At 49.5% G+C, this 18,443-nt stretch carries 15 protein-coding genes; 9 read left to right on the top strand and 6 right to left on the bottom strand.

The annotated features are described in order from the left end of the window. The first annotated feature begins 88 nt into the window (after positions 1-88). Positions 89-766: a TetR/AcrR family transcriptional regulator gene (locus M0R47_RS01830; RefSeq protein WP_292549492.1), complete on the top strand. Its 678-nt coding sequence runs from the start codon at positions 89-91 to the stop codon at positions 764-766. A gap of 158 nt (positions 767-924) precedes the next feature. Here the strand turns inward: M0R47_RS01830 and M0R47_RS01825 are convergent, their stop codons facing one another. From M0R47_RS01825 to M0R47_RS01800, 6 genes are all read right to left on the bottom strand, one after another. Further along, positions 925-1,266 (bottom strand): SEL1-like repeat protein, encoded by a 342-nt coding sequence (locus M0R47_RS01825; RefSeq protein ID WP_292549489.1) that lies wholly within the window; start codon positions 1,264-1,266, stop codon positions 925-927. A gap of 591 nt (positions 1,267-1,857) precedes the next feature. Beyond that, complete coding sequence (locus M0R47_RS01820) at positions 1,858-2,535, bottom strand: VTT domain-containing protein (protein ID WP_292549486.1); 678 nt, start codon at positions 2,533-2,535, stop codon at positions 1,858-1,860. A gap of 170 nt (positions 2,536-2,705) precedes the next feature. After that, positions 2,706-5,051, bottom strand: a complete 2,346-nt coding sequence (locus M0R47_RS01815; protein ID WP_292549483.1) for a cbb3-type cytochrome c oxidase subunit I — start codon at positions 5,049-5,051, stop codon at positions 2,706-2,708. 54 nt (positions 5,052-5,105) lie between these two features. Continuing rightward, on the bottom strand, positions 5,106-7,532 hold the full coding sequence (lon, locus tag M0R47_RS01810) for an endopeptidase La (RefSeq protein WP_292549480.1): 2,427 nt from the start codon (positions 7,530-7,532) through the stop codon (positions 5,106-5,108). A 9-nt stretch (positions 7,533-7,541) separates the two neighbouring features. Next, positions 7,542-7,943: an Hsp20/alpha crystallin family protein gene (locus M0R47_RS01805; RefSeq protein ID WP_292549477.1), complete on the bottom strand. Its 402-nt coding sequence runs from the start codon at positions 7,941-7,943 to the stop codon at positions 7,542-7,544. 90 nt (positions 7,944-8,033) lie between these two features. Further along, positions 8,034-8,549 (bottom strand): aspartate carbamoyltransferase, encoded by a 516-nt coding sequence (locus tag M0R47_RS01800; RefSeq protein ID WP_292549474.1) that lies wholly within the window; start codon positions 8,547-8,549, stop codon positions 8,034-8,036. Positions 8,550-9,118: 569 nt separating this feature from the next. Here M0R47_RS01800 and M0R47_RS01795 point away from each other — a divergent pair. From M0R47_RS01795 to treY, 8 genes are all read left to right on the top strand, one after another. Next, positions 9,119-9,247: a DUF3096 domain-containing protein gene (locus M0R47_RS01795; protein ID WP_292549471.1), complete on the top strand. Its 129-nt coding sequence runs from the start codon at positions 9,119-9,121 to the stop codon at positions 9,245-9,247. Between the two features lie 208 nt (positions 9,248-9,455). After that, on the top strand, positions 9,456-9,725 hold the full coding sequence (locus M0R47_RS01790; protein ID WP_292549469.1) for a DUF4398 domain-containing protein: 270 nt from the start codon (positions 9,456-9,458) through the stop codon (positions 9,723-9,725). A gap of 37 nt (positions 9,726-9,762) precedes the next feature. Continuing rightward, positions 9,763-10,560: an OmpA family protein gene (locus M0R47_RS01785; protein WP_292549466.1), complete on the top strand. Its 798-nt coding sequence runs from the start codon at positions 9,763-9,765 to the stop codon at positions 10,558-10,560. A gap of 130 nt (positions 10,561-10,690) precedes the next feature. Continuing rightward, positions 10,691-10,834 (top strand): hypothetical protein, encoded by a 144-nt coding sequence (locus M0R47_RS01780; protein WP_292549463.1) that lies wholly within the window; start codon positions 10,691-10,693, stop codon positions 10,832-10,834. Between the two features lie 747 nt (positions 10,835-11,581). After that, positions 11,582-12,271, top strand: coding sequence for a DUF5752 family protein (locus M0R47_RS01775; protein ID WP_292549460.1), 690 nt, complete (start codon positions 11,582-11,584; stop codon positions 12,269-12,271). Beyond that, positions 12,268-13,509 (top strand): glycosyltransferase, encoded by a 1,242-nt coding sequence (locus tag M0R47_RS01770; protein WP_292549457.1) that lies wholly within the window; start codon positions 12,268-12,270, stop codon positions 13,507-13,509. The genes M0R47_RS01775 and M0R47_RS01770 overlap by 4 nt, the downstream gene beginning before the upstream one ends. 9 nt (positions 13,510-13,518) lie before the next feature. After that, the gene (treZ, locus tag M0R47_RS01765) at positions 13,519-15,363 is read left to right on the top strand and encodes a malto-oligosyltrehalose trehalohydrolase (protein WP_292549454.1); all 1,845 of its coding nucleotides are present in this window, start codon (positions 13,519-13,521) and stop codon (positions 15,361-15,363) included. A gap of 188 nt (positions 15,364-15,551) precedes the next feature. Next, the gene (gene treY / locus M0R47_RS01760; RefSeq protein WP_292549450.1) at positions 15,552-18,434 is read left to right on the top strand and encodes a malto-oligosyltrehalose synthase; all 2,883 of its coding nucleotides are present in this window, start codon (positions 15,552-15,554) and stop codon (positions 18,432-18,434) included. Positions 18,435-18,443 lie beyond the last annotated feature (9 nt).

Here is an 18,443-nt window from a genome sequence, read left to right as displayed (position 1 = left end):
TTTTAATGGTAAGAAATGATAAGACATATTATCATTTAATCTAAGTTATGATATCGTCCAAGTCAATTAATTTTATGAGCGCTACACTATGATTAAACGCGGACGGCCTCGAAAGGGGGAGGAGCTTCTAAGCCGCGACCGGTTACTGGACACCGCTTCCAGCCTCTTTCTGGAGCACGGCTACGGCAACCTCAGTCTGGAAACCATTGCCAAGGAAGCACGCGTGTCCATGCGGACCATCTATAGCCAGTTCGGTGGCAAGGCGGGACTGTTCGGCGCGATGATAAGGCGTTGCAGTGACCAATTCGTAACCAGCCTGTCTGAAGAACACGTCCTGGCTAGTTCCCCGGAGGACGTGTTGATCTCTTTTGCCAAGCAATTTCTGCATGGCATCACGCGGCCCGATGTAGTGCGCATGCGCGCCATGCTTGTCGGCGAGTCGCCGCGTTTCCCCGATCTCGCCATTCAATTCTACGAACAAGGGCCACAGCGCACCTTGGAACATCTCTCGCAGTTTTTCGCCAGGCAGCAGCAAGCAGGCTACTTTGTTGTAACAGACCCGTATTTTCTTGCCGAACAATTCCTGGGCGTATTGCGCAGCGAACGAATACTAAAATTACAACTCGGTCTGGAGCCAACGCCGGACGAAGCGAAAATCGACGCATGGGTGCGGCAGGCAGTTGGCTTGTTCCTGCATGGCAGTTTGAAAAACGGGCAGGGCGGCGCCAGAGATAATACGGCTGAACAGGTCGGCCAGAATCATTAACCCGTCTGTAGCATTAAAAGATGTCTGAAACGAAGGGTTAAGTCTTTATCTCAACTGAGCCAAAAACCGGTAAGTCGACATATCTGGGAGAGGCGAATGTTGAAAGCGCAAGATGCCGCTCAAAAAAGTTTTACCGGGTTTCGTATTCTTATAAAGGCTTATTTCGATGGCTTCTTCGCATTAACATTATTTTTTACCGGAGAATACCCTTGATCTGCAGCTTGCTGATATAACTCAAGAGCCTTGGCTTCGTCCTTCGGTACACCCAGCCCATTTTCATAAATATAAGCAAGGTTGTATTGCGCATCAGCATCTCCCGCATTTGCTTCTTTTTGCCAATGAGCAATCTGGCTTTCTGTCACCGTTGTCGCAGTAGGCACGGACTTTTTTATCTTCGCACTGTCTGCGTCCTCCTTATCAGTACAAGCTGCCAGCGATAGCGCGGTTGTTACAAGGATGATTGTGGAAATGCGGTTTATCTGTCTGTGAAGTAATATCATGGCTTGGTCCGGTTAAAAACGAATAGCAATAATGGATCATTTGCCGGTAATTTATTGTTTAGTATGAGTAAATTTACGTTGTAAATTTTACAGTATTATCTCTTTTGTTCATATTGGCGAGAATGGGTGTTTTTACTTATAGGGTGATGTTACGCACTGTCCACAAAAACCAAAAGTAGGCGCCTCTAGGCGGCACGAAAAATATTAGCCGGATGAGAAAACAGGGCCTGTGACTGGATACGCTTTGCTGATGGCCGTTTTTTCGTGCTTTTCGAGCCTTTCGGGGACTACGCTTTTTTATCGTGTACAGGTGCAACGTCAGTTATAGGGCTAAAACGTCAATAGCTTCGAAAAAATAAGCAATCTCAGATTCCGCCGGGATCAATTGTTAGGCCTGATATACGCCTTTGATTAAGCCCTGATTATTACAAAATACAGAAAACGAAACTACCAACTTCTGGCCTCACACTGACCGGTGAGAGCTATCCGGTTGAAAAAATGCCTGAAACCGGATTCGAGCAAGCTTGGTAAAAATATAAGTTGATAGGCATCGCCAAGAGCGTGAAATTTTTACTCTAAATCGGCATGGATTTAATCTTTATAGCCCATTTGCTTTACAGTTTTTCCTGCAATTTTTGCCACATAGATCAACACGGCCACGAAAATAATTAAGCCCGCTGTCAACAGGGGATATGAAACTGCATTCTGCGCTGAAGCTTCACTGCTAATTAACCCGGACAGATGTTTGGCAGAATAACCGAAATAAACCAGGCTGATGTTATAAATTAAAACGCCGCTGGTGGCGACCAAATAAGGCCGGAGCCTGACCTGGCTCACCGAAAATGCATAACTGAGCATTGCAAACGGCAACGGCGTCAGACGCAATAAAAACATCAGCTTAAGTTCATGGTTTTTGATGGCCTCGTTGAGCTCGGCAAAACGCTCATGTGCAGCAAGATAGGTACGGATTTTGTCCCGCAATAAATACCGGCCCAAGAAAAAAATAAACGCTGATGCCAGATAAGTGGCAATGATGATGTAGAGCGCTCCGGCACCGATTGGGAATAACAAGCCCGCAGCGAAACAGAGCGCATCGACTGATACAAACAAAGGCGTCAGCGCGACAAATACAGCAATAAAACACAGCGGTGCAAAAGTGCCCATGCTTTGAATCCAGACTTCCAGACCAGGAAGATAAAGTTTCAGTTCATGGCCAATAAGCAATACAACCCCAACAAAAATTAAAGCTATAGCTAACTTTCTAAACATTATCAGTATCTTAAAGTCATTGGTTTCGCGAAAGCGGAAGGCATTTCCGTCGTCGTCAGAGAAGCGGCCGCTATGAATGCAAAATATTGATGCAAAGCGGACAAAAATAGGCAGATTTTACTTTACTGGAAAGAGTCCGCGCAGTCTTGAAAAATACTTATCAAAATAACTTATCGTTCGGCATCGGCCTCAGCGGCGGTAGCCGGGTTAAACTTACGTTCCGCCAGATAGGCATAAACTGTGGCAGTCATGATCGGAATGGCACCGAACAAGATAAACACGAGGTCGCCGGCCAGGCGCAGCCATTCATAAAACAGGGACTGAACCGAGCCGGTGTAAGCCAGGCCACGAGCATGCCAATATCCATTCTCCAGCACATCGAGTAATTGCAGCACACCGGCCGGAAACAAGCTTAAGACCACCATCAGCAGCAGTCCGATATTGATTCCCCAGAAACCGGTACGCACAAATTTTTCCAGCGTCTGCCACAGCGGATCGCTGACCGCCTGCCTGACTGCAAACACCAGAAGGCCAATGCCAAGGTTGCCGAAAACGCCCATCAATGCCGCATGGCCGTGGTTGGGCGTCAGCAATGTGCCCGCCTCGTAATAACTGACGATCGGCAGGTTGATCAGAAAACCGAAAATTCCAGCGCCGACGAAATTCCACACCCCGACGGCAATCAGGAAATAAAAAGTCCATTTATGCGGCACTGCGATCGTTTGCTGGCAGATAACGCAGCGCGATTGCGTCAGCGTGATGAAATCCCAGGCATCAAGGGTCAGCAAGGTCAGCGGCACGACTTCAAGCGCTGAGAACGAAGCGCTCAACGCCATGTTCAGCTGAGTCTGGCCGGTCCAGTACATATGATGGCCGGTACCGATGATGCCCCCTGCAAAGTACAGAATGGCGTCGAGGTAAATGATGCGTGTTGCCGCCAGCCGCGAGACGACGCCGAAGCGGAAAAACAGGACGGCCACCAGTACGGTCACGAAGAATTCGAAAAAGCCTTCGACCCAGAGATGGATAATCCAGAATCGCCAGGTATCGACAATCGAGAAATGGGTGGTGCTGTCGAAGAACATCGCCGGCAGGTAAAACAGCGGAATCGCGATTGCGGAAAATAGAAACAGACCGGCGATTTCGCGCCGCTCGGGATCATGCAGCGCAGGAAGCAGGGCGCGCACGAGCAGCCCGAACCAGAACAGCAGCGCGGCCGCGAGCAGGAGCTGCCAAGCGCGGCCGAGTTCGAGGTACTCCCAGCCCTGGTTGCCGAACCAGAACCAAAGCTGCGGCAACAGCTGTTGTATGCCGGCCCATTCGCCAAGCAGGCTGCCGACGACGACCGTGACCAATAGCCAGAATAACGCATGGATGCCGGTTGTTTGCCCTGCCGGTTCATGCCTGCCCAGTTCGGCGCTTAGGAACAGCGCACCGGCAACGAACGCGGTGGCGATCCAGAAAATTGCAAGTTGCAGATGCCAAGTCCGCAGCAGGTTGCTGGGCAGCCATGAAGCCAGATCGAAGCCGTAAAAACTGTCCGGGTCGGCGCGATAATGAGCGACGCCGCCGCCGATCAGCGCTTGCGCGATAAACAACAGCGCGACGATAGCAAAATATTTCAGTGTGGCGCGTTGGGCCATAGTGACATTGGCGCTGGTCCACTGCGGATGCACATGGCCCTGAGTCTTCCAGCCGAGATAGTTGAATTTTCCGAACGCCAATAAAACCAGTGCGGTTCCGCCGAGCAGAAAAATCAGGCTTATTACGCTCCAAAGTACTGCATCGGCAGTGGGCGTGTTGCCGGCCAGCGGATCGTACGGAAAGTTGTTGGTATACGAATAGGGTTTTCCCGGCCGGTTAGCGACCGAAGCCCAAGTGGCCCAGGCGACGAAAGCGGTAAGCTGCCGAAGTTCTTCGGGGTCGCGGATAGCGCCTATGCTGAGGCCGCCGTTCTGTTTAGGCGCGGAAAAATATTCGTTCCACGTGTCCGTTTGTTGGCGGAACCAGTCGCCATAGAAAGGCTCCATCGTTAGGACATCATTGCGCGGATCGTAGTTGTTTTGTTTAAGCCCGATCCGAACTTCCGCCTCGACAGCGGCACGTTGCGCCGGCGTCAATTGATCCGGCGGCTGACCGTAGCGCTGCCGGGCAATCAGTGCCGAGCTGGCGAGAACTTGGGTATGGAGATACTGGGCTGAATAATCGGGCCCGAGATAAGCGCCGTGCCCCCAGATGGAGCCGTTATCCATCAGCCCGTACTTGAGAAATACCTGCTGTCCCGCACGGACATCCTCGTCGCTGAACAAAAGCGTGCCATCGGCCGCCAGCACCTGCTTCGGAATCGGCGGCGCCTCCTGGTAGACTTTAAGGGTCACCATCAGGAGAACGGTCAGGCCGGAAATCAGAATAGCAAGGCCGGCGCGTCGCCACCAAGGCGAAAGCGTGGCGGCTACCGGGACTTCGAGCTGAGGTGCGTTAGACTTGAATACGGCGTTATGTTTCGTTTCGTTCATTCGCTTTCCTTAAAGCCGATGCTGTGGCCGCCGCAGCTAAAGCTATAATTTCTGCTATTTGCTAGCAATAGGCTCTTCTTCCATGGCAACTTTTAACGCCTCGTCCACATTTTCCAACCAGACAAACTCAAGTTGAGTTCTCACCGCTTCAGGTATTTCATCAAAGTCTTTTTTATTGAGCGCCGGCAGCATGACTGTTTTTAGCCCCGCTCTGGCCGCAGCAATAACTTTTTCTTTAATGCCGCCGACCGGCAACACCAATCCTCGCAGGCTGATTTCTCCGGTCATGGCCACATCGTTATGCACAATGCGCTCGGAAAAGGCGGAGAACAATGCGGTAAATATCGCCACGCCGGCGCTGGGGCCGTCTTTAGGAATGGCGCCTGCCGGTACGTGGACATGGATATCGTTAATTTTGAATATTTCCGTATTTAAACCCAATTCAAGGGCATGCGACTTCACCAGGCTTAACGCGGCCTGGGCGCTTTCTTTCATAACATCCCCTAACTGGCCGGTCAGGATCAACTTGCCGTCACCGGGCAGGCGGGTGGCTTCGATAAAAAGAATGTCGCCGCCGACCGGCGTCCAGGCAAGCCCTGTCGCAACGCCCGGAACGCTAGTGCGCATGGCGACATCGCTGTAAAACCTTTTCGGTCCCAGAATGCCGGGAATTTGTTCGCTGTCGACCTGCTCACTTACGGTAAGGCCCTCGGCAATACGCATCGCTACATGACGAAATACCGAGCCGATCTCGCGCTCCAGGTTTCTACAGCCGGCTTCGCGGGTATAGTCCTGAATAATAGTCAATATGGCATTGTCGGTGATGGTGCATTGTTCAGGGTTTAAGCCGTTGCTTTCCTGTTGCCTGTTCACCAGATAACGTTTGGCAATCTGAAGTTTTTCATCGGAGGTATAACCGGTCAGTTCAATCACTTCCATGCGGTCGCGCAACGGCCCTGGGATGCTGTCCAATACGTTGGCCGTGCCGATAAACATGACATGGCTCAAGTCGAACGCGACTGCCAGATAATTATCTCGGAAAGTCGAATTTTGTTCGGGGTCCAAGACTTCCAGCAAGGCGGAAGAAGGATCGCCGTGGAATCCTCCGGCCCCGATCTTGTCCATTTCATCGAGCATAAATACCGGGTTATTAGTGCCGGCTTTGCGTATGGATTGAATAATATTGCCCGGCAGCGCGCCGATATAGGTGCGCCGGTGGCCGCGTACCTCGGCTTCGTCATGCAGGCCGCCGAGGCTGGCACGCACAAACTCGCGCCCGGTTGCCCTGGCTATGCTGCGTCCCAGTGAGGTTTTGCCGACGCCTGGAGGGCCTACAAAACACAGGATAGGACTTTTGCCTTCCGGCTTTAGTTTGCGAACTGCCAGGAACTCCAGGATGCGCTGCTTGACTTTATCCAGACCGTAATGGTCTTCATTAAGAATTTCCCTGGCTCTTTTTATATCGATAGCGTCTGTGCTTGCTGTCGACCAGGGCAATTCCGTCAGCCAGTCAAGATAGGTGCGAATCATCGAATATTCGCCGCTGGCATCCGGCATGTGCTGTAAGCGGGCGAGTTCCTTACGCGCCTGTTTTTCGACCTCTTCAGGCATTTTGGCATTCGTTATGGCGTTGCTGAGTTCTTCAATTTCGGCAGCGCCGCCTTCTTCCTCGCCCAATTCCTTTTGGATTGCTTTCATTTGTTCCCGCAAAACGAATTCGCGTTGCCGTTGCCCCATGGTTTCCTGGGTTTGTTCACTAATCTCGTTAGAAATTTTTAATACTTCGGCTTGATAATTGAGTAATTCCAGAATTCGGTCGATACGGGACTGTATGTCAAACAGAGCCAGGACCTCTTGTTTTTCCTCCGGTTTAGAAACCAGATAGCTGGCGACCAGGTCAGCCAGCATCGACGCTGAACTGATAGAGCGGATGGCATTAACCAGTTCCTCAGGAGCTTGCCGTGTCTGAGCCAGCACTTCCAGCGCTTTTTGCTTGAGCGTTATGACTCGGGCTTCAATATCTTTAGAGCTCGTATCAATCTCTTCGTAACGATCAATCCGGGCGACAAGAAACGGATAGCCGGGCAAGAATTCCTTCACTCGAAAGCGCTGCACGCCTTGGCAGACGACATGATGCGTGCTGTCAGGCGCAGTTATGTAGCGTAAAATTTCCGCCACCGTTCCAACGGTGTAGAGATCTTCCGGGGTGGGCTCTTCATCTTTATCCCTTAATTGTAAAAGTAATCCGATCGGTTTCTCCGAGCGCACGGCCTCCTGCACAGCCGCAATGGAAGCTTTACGGCCTATCACCAATGGAGAAACGTTTTGCGGGAAAAGCACGGTTCCACGCATAGGCACAATGATAAGCGCATCATTGGGAACAGGTGGAAATTGCAACGGATCTTCCGGCTTTATCTCTGAAGAAGTTTCTTCCTTATTTGTCGATCCCAGGAGTAAGTTTTTCAGGTCCTTGATTTGCATAAGCAGCCCTTATATTTTCCGCAGCGAAATTAATAAACAACCGTTCACAAATTCACTAGTGCCGATTTCAAAACGTCCCTCAGGCAGTTCAATGCGCCGCTCAAAACGTCCATAGGGAATTTCCAGACGTCGAATCTGCGCTTGTGAGCTGTCCGGTAAATGCCGCTTCCCGCCAACAAGCAAATGGTCACCTTCAAGTATTACGTTTAAATGTTCCGGGGCTACACCCGGCAGTGCAATCATAATTTTGAACCCACAATTAGTTTCATAGATATCGATCGGTGGCTCCCAGGCCGGTCGCTTGGCATTCATCACAGAAGGCCTGAAGAATTGCCGATGTAACCGGTCTGCCCGATTCAATATTTCACAAGCTTCCGCCCACATCCATGTTTCAAAATTACGTAATGGCATAATGTATGATTCCAGGTTGTTGCAGTTTACCTACTCAAGCGCGTCATTAGCTGTCCATATCCCATACCCAAATCGCCATCCATGACTCATTCATTCGGCGGGGGTTGAATGGTGCTTGCTATGTTCCTGTATCACATCGTTGCCATGCTCGATCGTCTGCCCGTCAAACCATTTATGGAGCGCTTGCACAAACTGGGGATATTCAGTCGAGAAATGAATCTGCGCGCCATTGGGCAATGCTTTATATTCAAATTTTATATCGTCGGTTTTTGCCATTTTCAAATGGGCCAGACCCGGCATATCAGCTCCGTGTACGCGTTCGGTCACGGAAAAATCACCTTTCCTGAAATCATCGGCAATTTTGGATAGATGTGCCTGGATTGCTTGTATTTCCTGAGTGTTGCCTGGCGTTTTGGCGACGACATGCTGAATGCCTCCATGAACGGTTTTGGTAAACGTTTGCAGGGCTTGGCTTAAGTCATACGGCACCACTTCCTGAGCGCGCTGGCGTACTGTACTGGCAGGCTCTGGTTTGTCATTTTCAAAAGCCGCCGTTATCGTAGAAAAAAATAAAAGCCCAACCAATATTAAGGGGTGATTTTTCATAATTGCACTTCTCGTTTATTTAAGACTCAATGGAAAACATCTTATGAGAAAGTCTAAAACTCATAATGGAGTATCCCTTGCTTGCGAACCCTGATAAATCCGTACAACTACTTATTACCTGACGTTACGCTGTCAGTTGAAAATGGTACGCATCGCGCACCATTGTTTAACGTTTTACGCTGGATCAAATCTCAAAAAGGTACGCGATGCATACCCTATGGTGCTAGCTGCTTTTTGAGCGTGTTTTGCTAAGTATTCGTGCTTATTGTTTATAGGCTGCAACCTTGTATTCTGGTGCGTAATTGGTGAGGATAGATAGGGTTTCAGTCTGATCAGCGCTTCATTGAGCTATGGTGAGGAAGTTCAGCTTTTAGAAAAAAGCTTGGTATCTGTGTCAGTTTTTTATATGAAGAAAATGGCAATCGGCAACCCGAACTTGGACACCGTAAAAACGTAATCTACAAGATCGACGAGGAATAAACACATTTTCAGCATTAATCGAGTCTGATCCTGAGCTATCCGGTCAGGAACACTACCGACTCAAGCCATAACAGAAGAAAGGTGAATTTATGTATGTTAATACACAAGCGATCCTCTCGCTTATCGCCGGAATCTTAATACTCATCCGTCCAGCCTTGTTGAATTACATCATCGCCATTTATCTCATTATCGTCGGTGTTATGGGCTTGGTCAGATGATCTCCTACAATGTCAAAAAGCCAATGATATGCAGGTCTTGCATCGAAAACGCCTATGCGCCAATCCGTAACCTGGGTTCTTGTGAATCCGTAGCCCATCAGAAGGTACCGTTATGTTTATAGCTAAAATGTTATTAAGGTTAGGGCCATCGGCAATATTGACAAGCTTGTTGCTGGCGGGGTGTGCTTCGGAACCACCGAGAGAATTAATGACACAGGCCGAAGTAGCGATTCAAAACGCGGAACGGGCCGGAGCTGCACAGTACGAGCCGGGACTGCTAAGCAGTGCGCGCACAAAACTTGACCGCGCCCGCAAGGAAGTGGATGACGATGAAAATGAAAGTGCGGGTAGATTGGCCGAAGAAGCCATTGTTGAAGCGAATTTAGCCAATGCCAAAGCCAAGTCGGTAAGAGAGGCCAACCAGGCGGATGAAATGAAGAAGGCGATAGAAGCCTTGAAACAGGAGACTTCGCGGTAAAGCGAAGGCCAATAACCAGCCATTTTGGAGGCGTATCATGCGACTACAAAACCCTTTCCAGCCATCATCGTTGATCAGCATCTTTACTGTCTTATTAAGCATGCTGATAGCAGCCTGCGCGCCCACTGCCAATAAGAACCTGGAGCGAGCGCGTTCCGACTATCAGCAAGCGGCCAATGACCCGACAGTGAGGGAAAATGCTTCGGCGGATTTATTTGCAGCGGAAAAAACATTACAAAGAGCCGAGGAAGCTTGGGAGGACGATGACGATTCCGACGAGGTGGACCATCTTTCCTATCTAGCCAGCCGAAAGGTGGATTTGGCACGAGTCACCGCGCGTGAAGTCGAATCGAAGAAAGCCTTTGAAGAATTAAGCGCCCAAAAAGACCAGGTTCGCTTGCAAGCCCGCGACGCTGAAATAGCAAAACTAAAAGCTAAAAAGGTGCCGCAAGGCATTCTGGTGACATTAGGCGATGTGCTGTTCGACACAGGACGCTCCAACCTCAAGGCCGGAAGCCTTCAGAATATATACCCTTTGGTGGAATATTTGAAAACTCATGGCGAAACCATGGTGAAAATTGAAGGGCATACGGATAGTCGAGGCTCTTCAGAATATAACATCAACCTTTCGGAGATGCGGGCCGAGTCGGTCAGAAGTTTCCTGATTAACAGCGGCATCTCACCGCAACGTATTTCTGCACGGGGCATGGGCGAGGATTATCCGGTCGCAACAAACTCAAGCGCTTCAGGACGCCAGCAAAACCGCCGTGTCGAAGTGACCATCACCGATGCACCCCAAACAATGACGCCTCCTTCTTCTGGCGGCGGCATGTGAAGAATAATCTAATTTTGTTGCTTGCTTTGAGGCAAAAACGCCGTATCCGTCTCCTCCAAGACCCACGGCGTTTTTGATGAATTTATAGAAGACTGCCTATTTATTAGGATAGCCAACCGAGATAAACATCATGGATATAAAAGAAGCCCAGCAAGATAAATCCGATGGTCAATCGCCGGAACGGAGCGCCACGATTGATGATTTAAAGGACTACGCGGAAAAGACCGAAGCAGAGGCCAAAATCAAGTATTACGAGCAGATGTATTTAACTTAACAAGCGCCATAAGTTATGGGGTTTTATGGTAGTTTTTTATTAATAATTGATGTTACGCATTCAGTCGAATTTAAATTTAAGGCGTCGCTAAGGCGACAGCTTATTTGAACCGGGTTCTCGCACCCGAGGGCGAGATACTTTTCGCTACGAAAACCCTCCCTGGTTTTCGCCCTGTGCGGGCCAGCCTTATGGCTGTTCAAATTCGCTCCAGGCGAATTTGTGCTCCGCCAAAGAAAAGTATCCAAAAGAAAGGCGGCCCGGTTGCCGCTTGTGTCCTGCGCTCCTCGCTTTTGCCGAGGGTCGGCAGAAGGGGCTCCTGCCCCTCTACCAACGTGCGGCCTCCCTGCCGCACCCCTTACGGGCCATTCTCGGTAAAAGCTCCGGTGCTCGGCGCGGCAAACGGGAGAAGTACATTCTGTGCGTAACATCAGTTAATAACAGGATTGAAAATCCAAGGGTTTTAATTGCCTGTTTAGTAGTATTCCGGGCTTGGCAATTTAATTTCGAATACCGCTGTCAAACCAAAGGGCATCAATTGTCCGTCTCGCGAAAGGAATTCAATACGGGATTGGAGCTTTCCTGGAATGACGATGATTGCTGGCATTTTTATGCTGATGATGCCCCGGCGTTTAAATCCCGTGGTGTCCGTTTAGGTGCTTGTGATGGGCGCGCCGGGCATTTAACTTTAAGGCTTTGAGGTACTTTACAACGTCATTCACTTAATTCTATGCACATGGAATTTTAAATATGAATACGATAAAGAATAAACAAGATCCGAAAGCACAGTCTTTTGCGTTAAAAGACTGTGCTTTAATCGCAATTTCCACTCATCGGCGCGCCAAAACATTAAAAGAGTTCCGAGATCATATCGGTAGCCTGGATTTGGATAGCTTGTATTACCATTTTTGGGCGAATTTATTATTGCCTCAGTTTGAGGAGCGCGAGTACATCAACGATTTTGCCGGTTGGGCGCGTCATGGCCTTGCCGATACCAAATTGGCGGAACAATTGGCCGTACTTGATCCCACCTCGTTCAATGATATGGAAGAGTTACGCTACCATTTGCTGGAATACATCGATGATCGCTTGGAGGAAAGTGAATATCTACAATGGGCCCGCGCCTCGAAACAGTTTGAGTTTACCCGCGCACAGATTGTGGTATTCGATACCCATACCCGGATAAGCAAACCGCAAGAGATGTCGAATCTGATTCCACAAATGTCGGTAAGCAGTATCTTTTACCATTTTATCGATGCCCGCAGGCGTGCTCCAGACAAAATGGACGACTTCTGCCGGTGGCTGACATTTTTTGGTGAAACCCATCGGCATTTAATTGACCAGTTAAGCGGCATCGATCCTTATTTCAGTAACTTGGTCGAATTACGCCGGCAAGTCGCAACCGCCTTCCAAAATCATTTTGCGGAGCAAGTGTCATGACCGCCATGTTGGATTGTTATGCCGCAGTAACGGGTGAAGATGTCATCCGTCATTTGCAGCAATTGGCCGAGCCCTTGAAAGGCAAGTCCGTGGTTCATGTCAATTCCACCCGTGTTGGCGGCGGTGTTGCCGAGATATTGGAGAAGCTTGTGCCGCTTGCCAGGGAATTGGGACTCGATACCCGCTGGGAGGTCATTAGCGGTGATAGCGAGTTTTACCAGTGCACCAAAAGCTTCCATAATTCAATACAGGGTGACAGGATCACTATTCCCGAAACCTTGCTGAACCATTTTCTGGAGGTGAATGAGCAAAACGCCAACCACCTGCGCAATGTCTTGGAAGAAGCGGATTTTGTTTTTATTCACGATCCGCAACCCGTAGCCCTGTTAAAGTTTTGCAGCAAACGCAAGGGCAAGTGGATCTGGCGCTGCCACATAGACGCCAGCCATCCGTACCGGGGAACCTGGCGGTTTTTAGACCGATATATCCGTGACTATGATGCCAGCATTTTTTCATTATCCCAGTTTGTTCAATTACTGCCGCATCCCGCCTATATTATCCCGCCCAGCATCGACCCGTTAAGCGACAAAAACGTAGACTTGCCTCAAGACGAATTGGAGGCAGTGCGAACCCGGTTCGAGCTGAATCCTGAGGCGCCGTTGATCACGCAGATCTCGCGTTTTGACCGGTTTAAAGATCCGATAGGCGTCATAAAAGCGTATAAACTGGCCAAGCAATATATCCCTAACTTGCAATTGGTATTGGCCGGCGGAACGGCTACGGATGACCCGGAAGGCGAAGTTGTATTCAATGAAGTCGCGGTTGCGGCAGGCGATGATCCCAATATTAAACTCTTGCAGTTGCCGCCCGACGCGCACCGCACCATTAATGCGCTACAGCGGCTTTCCGACATTGTGCTGCAAAAATCCACTAAAGAGGGCTTCGGTCTGACGGTAACCGAAGCCCTATGGAAAGGTAAGCCGGTTATCGGCGGCGATACCGGCGGCATTCGTTTGCAGGTCATCAATTTTCATACCGGTTTTTTAGTCAACACGCCCGAAGGCGCTGCATTGCGCATCCGTTACCTGTTTAATCAAAAGCAGAAAATGCAGGAAATGGGCATTAAGTCTAAAGAGTTCGTCCGCGAAAACTTCTTGTTAACCCGCCAATTACGTGAGCATCTTACCTTAATGGTATCGCTGCAACATGGCGCGGGCGACCGAATTGAATTAGGTTGAGTCCGGCGCATGTCAACCGCACGTCGATACCATCCCATGCCTTTTGGAACTCATCTGCGGGATGACGGCAAGGTGACCTTTAAATTGTGGGCGCCCGGAGCCGATAAGGTTGAGTTAAGCCTGCAAGGCAGCGCGCCTGAAATCAGGCTGCTGATGACACCCGAAGCCGATGGTTGGTATGGCATTACCACCGAACTGGCCGGTATCGGGTTTTATTACCAGTACCTGATCAATGAGGAATACTATGTTCCCGATCCGGCTTCCCGTTACCAACCTCAGGATGTTAACGGTTCCAGCCAGGTGATCGATCCTGATGCTTGGCAATGGCAGGACAAGGACTGGCAAGGACGGCCTTGGGAGGAGGCGGTTTTTTATGAGCTGCATGTCGGCACCTTCACTGAAAAAGGCACGTTTGCCGGGGTAAAAGAGCGTCTGGATTATCTGGTCGATCTGGGCGTGACTGCCATACAGTTGATGGCCATTGCCGATTTTCCCGGTCAACGTAATTGGGGCTATGACGGCGTTTTGCCGTTTGCGCCTGACAGCAGCTACGGCACGCCCGATGAACTTAAAGACCTGATTGACACCGCCCATGCCAAGGGTTTGATGGTTTTTAACGATGTGGTTTACAGCCATTTCGGCCCGGAAGGTAATTATCTGCATCTGTATGCGCCGGATTTTTTTACCGACCAGTTCCATACGCCGTGGGGCGATGCCATTAATTTCGAGCCTCATTGGGTGCGCTGGTTTTTTATCCACAATGCGCTGTATTGGCTGGAAGAATATCATTTCGACGGTTTACGCTTAGATGCGATACACGCCATTTTCGATGACTCATCGCCGGATATTCTCGAAGAGCTGGCCGAAGCCGTTCGGCTGGGGCCTGGCTATGACCGTCCTGTCTATTTAGTGCTGGAAAACGACAATAATGCCGCGCGTTATTTAAAGCACGATCCTTCCTTACCCGAGCGTTATTTCAATGCGCAGTGGAATGACGATTTCCATCATGTTTTGCACGTTCTGCTAACCAATGAAAGGGCCGGCTATTATCAGGATTACAGTCAGCAGCCTCTACGTCATCTGGGCCGATGCTTAACCGAAGGTTTCGCTTACCAGGGCGAGCTATCCGCTTACCAGGACAGCAAACCGCGAGGCGAGTCCTGTTCGGATTTGCCGCTGACGGTTTTTATCTGTTTTTTACAAAATCATGACCAAGTCGGTAACCGGGTACTGGGCGAACGCCTCTCAAAGCTTTGCAGACCGGAAGCCTTGCGTGCGGCAACCGCGCTTTTATTGCTGTCGCCGCCGCTGCCTTTATTGTTTATGGGACAGGAATGGGCTTGCCGTCAGCCGTTCACCTACTTTGTGGATTTTCCTGACGACTTGGGCGAGCAAGTGAACTTGGGTCGGCTACAGGATATTATCAAAACCTCGGAGTTTGACGGCGTTGAAGCGTTGCCAAAAGTGCTTTTGCCGAATGAAGTTAAAACCTTTCGGGCGTCCAAGCTGGCATGGGCTGAATTAGCCCGTGAGCCGCATCAACAATGGCTCGACTATCACAGGGAATTATTGCGCATTCGCAGCAACCATATCACCCCGAGGGCAAAGGGATCGGTTGTCGGGCAAGCCCATTACCAACTGTTCAATGACAGGGCAATAGCTGTGCAGTGGCGGTTGAATGATGCTTCGACCTTAACGCTGGTTGCCAATATGGGCAATGAGCCGGCAAGGATCGATTATTCTTGTGACGGAGACGTGCTGTTTGCCAGCGACTCCGAGGTGGACAACAACTTGCGCGAAGGCGGTTTAAGCCCTTGGGCAGTCATTTTTTATTTAAAGGAAGCCGAAAAATGATTCTGAAAAAAGCAGTTTGTCCACGAAAACCAAAAGTAGGCGCCTTAGGCGACACAAAAATCACGAAACGATTTAATAAGACACAAAGCACGAGGGATTTATTCGCTGTCTATGCAGCATATTGTTTTATTTCGTGTCTTTCGTGGACTGACAATTGGAACGGCCGGTTCCACAAGATGTCGTGATTTATGACTGATCAAAACCGGCAGAGAGAGGCGGACATTCCGGTTTCAACCTATCGCCTGCAATTTAACAAGCACTTTACTTTTGCTGAGGCAACCCGGTTTATTCCCTATCTTCGCCGGCTCGGCATTAGCCACTGCTACTCGTCTCCCTATCTAAAAGCCCGGCCGGGCAGTAGCCACGGATATGATATCGTCGACCATAACGAGATTAATCCCGAAATCGGCAGCCGCGAGGACTACGAGCGTTTTATCGAAGAATTGCGGCGTAACGGGATGGGCTTGATAACGGATATCGTCCCGAATCATATGGCCATTATGGATAGCGACAATGCCTGGTGGCTGGATGTGCTGGAGAATGGGCAAGCTTCCTACTATGCTTCATTTTTTGATATTGATTGGTATCCGATCAAGAAATCGCTGCAAAATAAAATACTGCTTCCTGTGCTGGGCGACCACTACGGCAATATCCTGGAACAGCAGGAACTGAAGTTGGCTTTCGATGCCGGGCAGGGCGAGTTTAGCGTTCATTACTATCAACACCGGTTTCCCGTTGATCCGCAGACTTATCCCTTTATCCTGAGCTCGCAACACGAGCAGTTGCTCAATTGTTTCGCAGAGGACGATATGGTGTTTCTGGAATATCAGACTATCGATAACAGTTTCAGTAAATTGCCTTTATGCACGGACAGGGCGGAAGAAAAAATAGAAGAACGCAAGCGGGATAAGGAAGTCTTTAAAAAACATCTTGCCAAGCTCTGTGCGGACAGTCCGCAGCTTATGAAGTTTATTAATTTTCGGGTGGCGGAAATTAACCGGATGGTAGACGAAGCCGGAGAATTGCATGCCTTACTGGAGCAGCAGGTTTATCGCTTGGCTTATTGGCGCGTTGCCGGCGATGAGATTAATTACCGGCGGTTTTTTGATATCAATGATCTGGCCGGGTTGCGGATTGAAGATGAAAAGGTATTCGATGCAACTCATCAATTTATCCTGTCGCTTATCGAACAGGGCAAGATACAAGGATTGCGCATCGATCATGGCGACGGCTTGTACGACCCGGTAGGCTATTATCAACACCTTAATGAAAAAATTTCAGCTATTTTAAATACCGGCACCGGGCAGGACACGCCGCCCATTTATATCGTTGCCGAAAAAATTGTCGCCAACTATGAGTATTTATCCAATAACTGGCCGATTCACGGCACCACCGGTTACGAGTTTGCCAATATCGTTAACGGCGTTTTTATTAATGGCGCCGCAGAAAAACCATTAACGCATTGCTATACACGGTTTATAGAGTACCGGCAGGATTTTGACGAACTGGTGTATCATGCTAAAAAACTGGTGATGACGACCGCGCTGGCCAGTGAATTAAATGTGCTTGCCAATTGTTTGAGCAAAATTGCCGACGCCAGTTCAAAAACTCGGGACTATACGCTTTATGCATTGCGCAATGCCTTATTGGAGGTTATAGCCTGTTTTCCTGTTTACCGAACCTACATCAACAGCCAGACCGTCAGCAAGGAGGACAGCCAATATATCAAGTGGGCGATTGATCAAAGCAAGCAGCGAAGTTGGGCGGCCGATAAAACCGTGTTTGAGTTTATTCGACAAGTTCTGCTTCTGGAACACAGTTCGGCGGTTGCAGATACTGATTTGTTGAAAATGGTCATGAAGTTTCAACAATATACGCCGCAGGTGATGGCTAAAGGTTATGAAGATACCGGTCTTTATCGCTATAACCGCCTGATCTCCTTAAACGAAGTGGGCGGCGATCCGCGCTCCCTCGGAAACTCGGTCAACGCCTTTCACCATTTTAATCAGGCGCGGATTAAAAAATGGCCCCATACCCTGTTATGCCTGTCCACTCATGACACCAAACACAGCGCTGACGTACGGGCAAGAATCAATGTATTAAGTGAAATACCTCATCAATGGCAGGATGCGGTACTACGCTGGCAGCGCTTGAACCGATCCAAGAAAACCAGGATGAGCAAGGTCGTCATTGCCCGCAATGATGAATACCTGTTTTATCAGGTGCTGATTGGCACTTGGCCGCTAACGGCTTTAACGGATACAGAATGGGCCGATTATCAGGAGCGCATCGGGAGTTATATGATTAAGGCCGTTCGTGAAGCAAAACAATTTAGCTCATGGCTCAACCCCAATGAAGAATATGAACAAGCGGTCAGCCAATTTGTTAGCCGCTGCCTGGACGCCAATGTCAGTTCATTGTTTTTAAGAGATTTTACCGAGTTTGAAAGCCGAATCAGAAAACCCGGTTTGTATAACGCTCTTGCCCAGGTAGTGCTGCATACAACCTCGCCGGGTGTGCCGGATATTTATCAAGGCAATGAATTATGGCAATTTACCCTGGTTGATCCCGACAACCGCCGCCCCGTTGATTTCAGCAACAACAGCCGGTTATTGACCGACATGGACGCCATGTTGGCAAGACCGGATTTGGACCGGATGCATTTCATCAGCTCGTTATTGGAAACGATGGAAGATGGGCGCATCAAGCTTTTTGTAGTCATGCAGAGCTTGCGTTTTCGGCACCAAAATGCCGCGTTGTTCAGGAACGGCGACTACCTGAAAGTTAACGTACAGGGAGCCGGGGCCGATCGGTTACTGGCTTATGCCAGGCAAGACCAGGAGAATGTTGCCGTTATTATCGTGCCCCGGTTAAACGCATTTGACAGATTGCTGGAAGATGTCGGGGCCGATACCTGGCTGGAATTGCCGCAAAAGGGGCCAAGCCACTACCGGGAACTGTTCAGCCAATGCCGGGTTATGGCTACACCGGCTGAAGACTGTCTTCAGCTGTATGTTCATCAGCCATTGAGATTATTTCCTCTCGCCATTTTATTCGGCATTATTGACTAACTGTCGAAC

This window comes from Methylobacter sp., assembly GCF_023227905.1.
Taxonomy (GTDB): Bacteria; Pseudomonadota; Gammaproteobacteria; order Methylococcales; family Methylomonadaceae; genus Methylobacter_A.
Note: the sequence above shows the minus strand (reverse complement) of the source record. Positions and strands in the feature narration are given on the sequence as shown.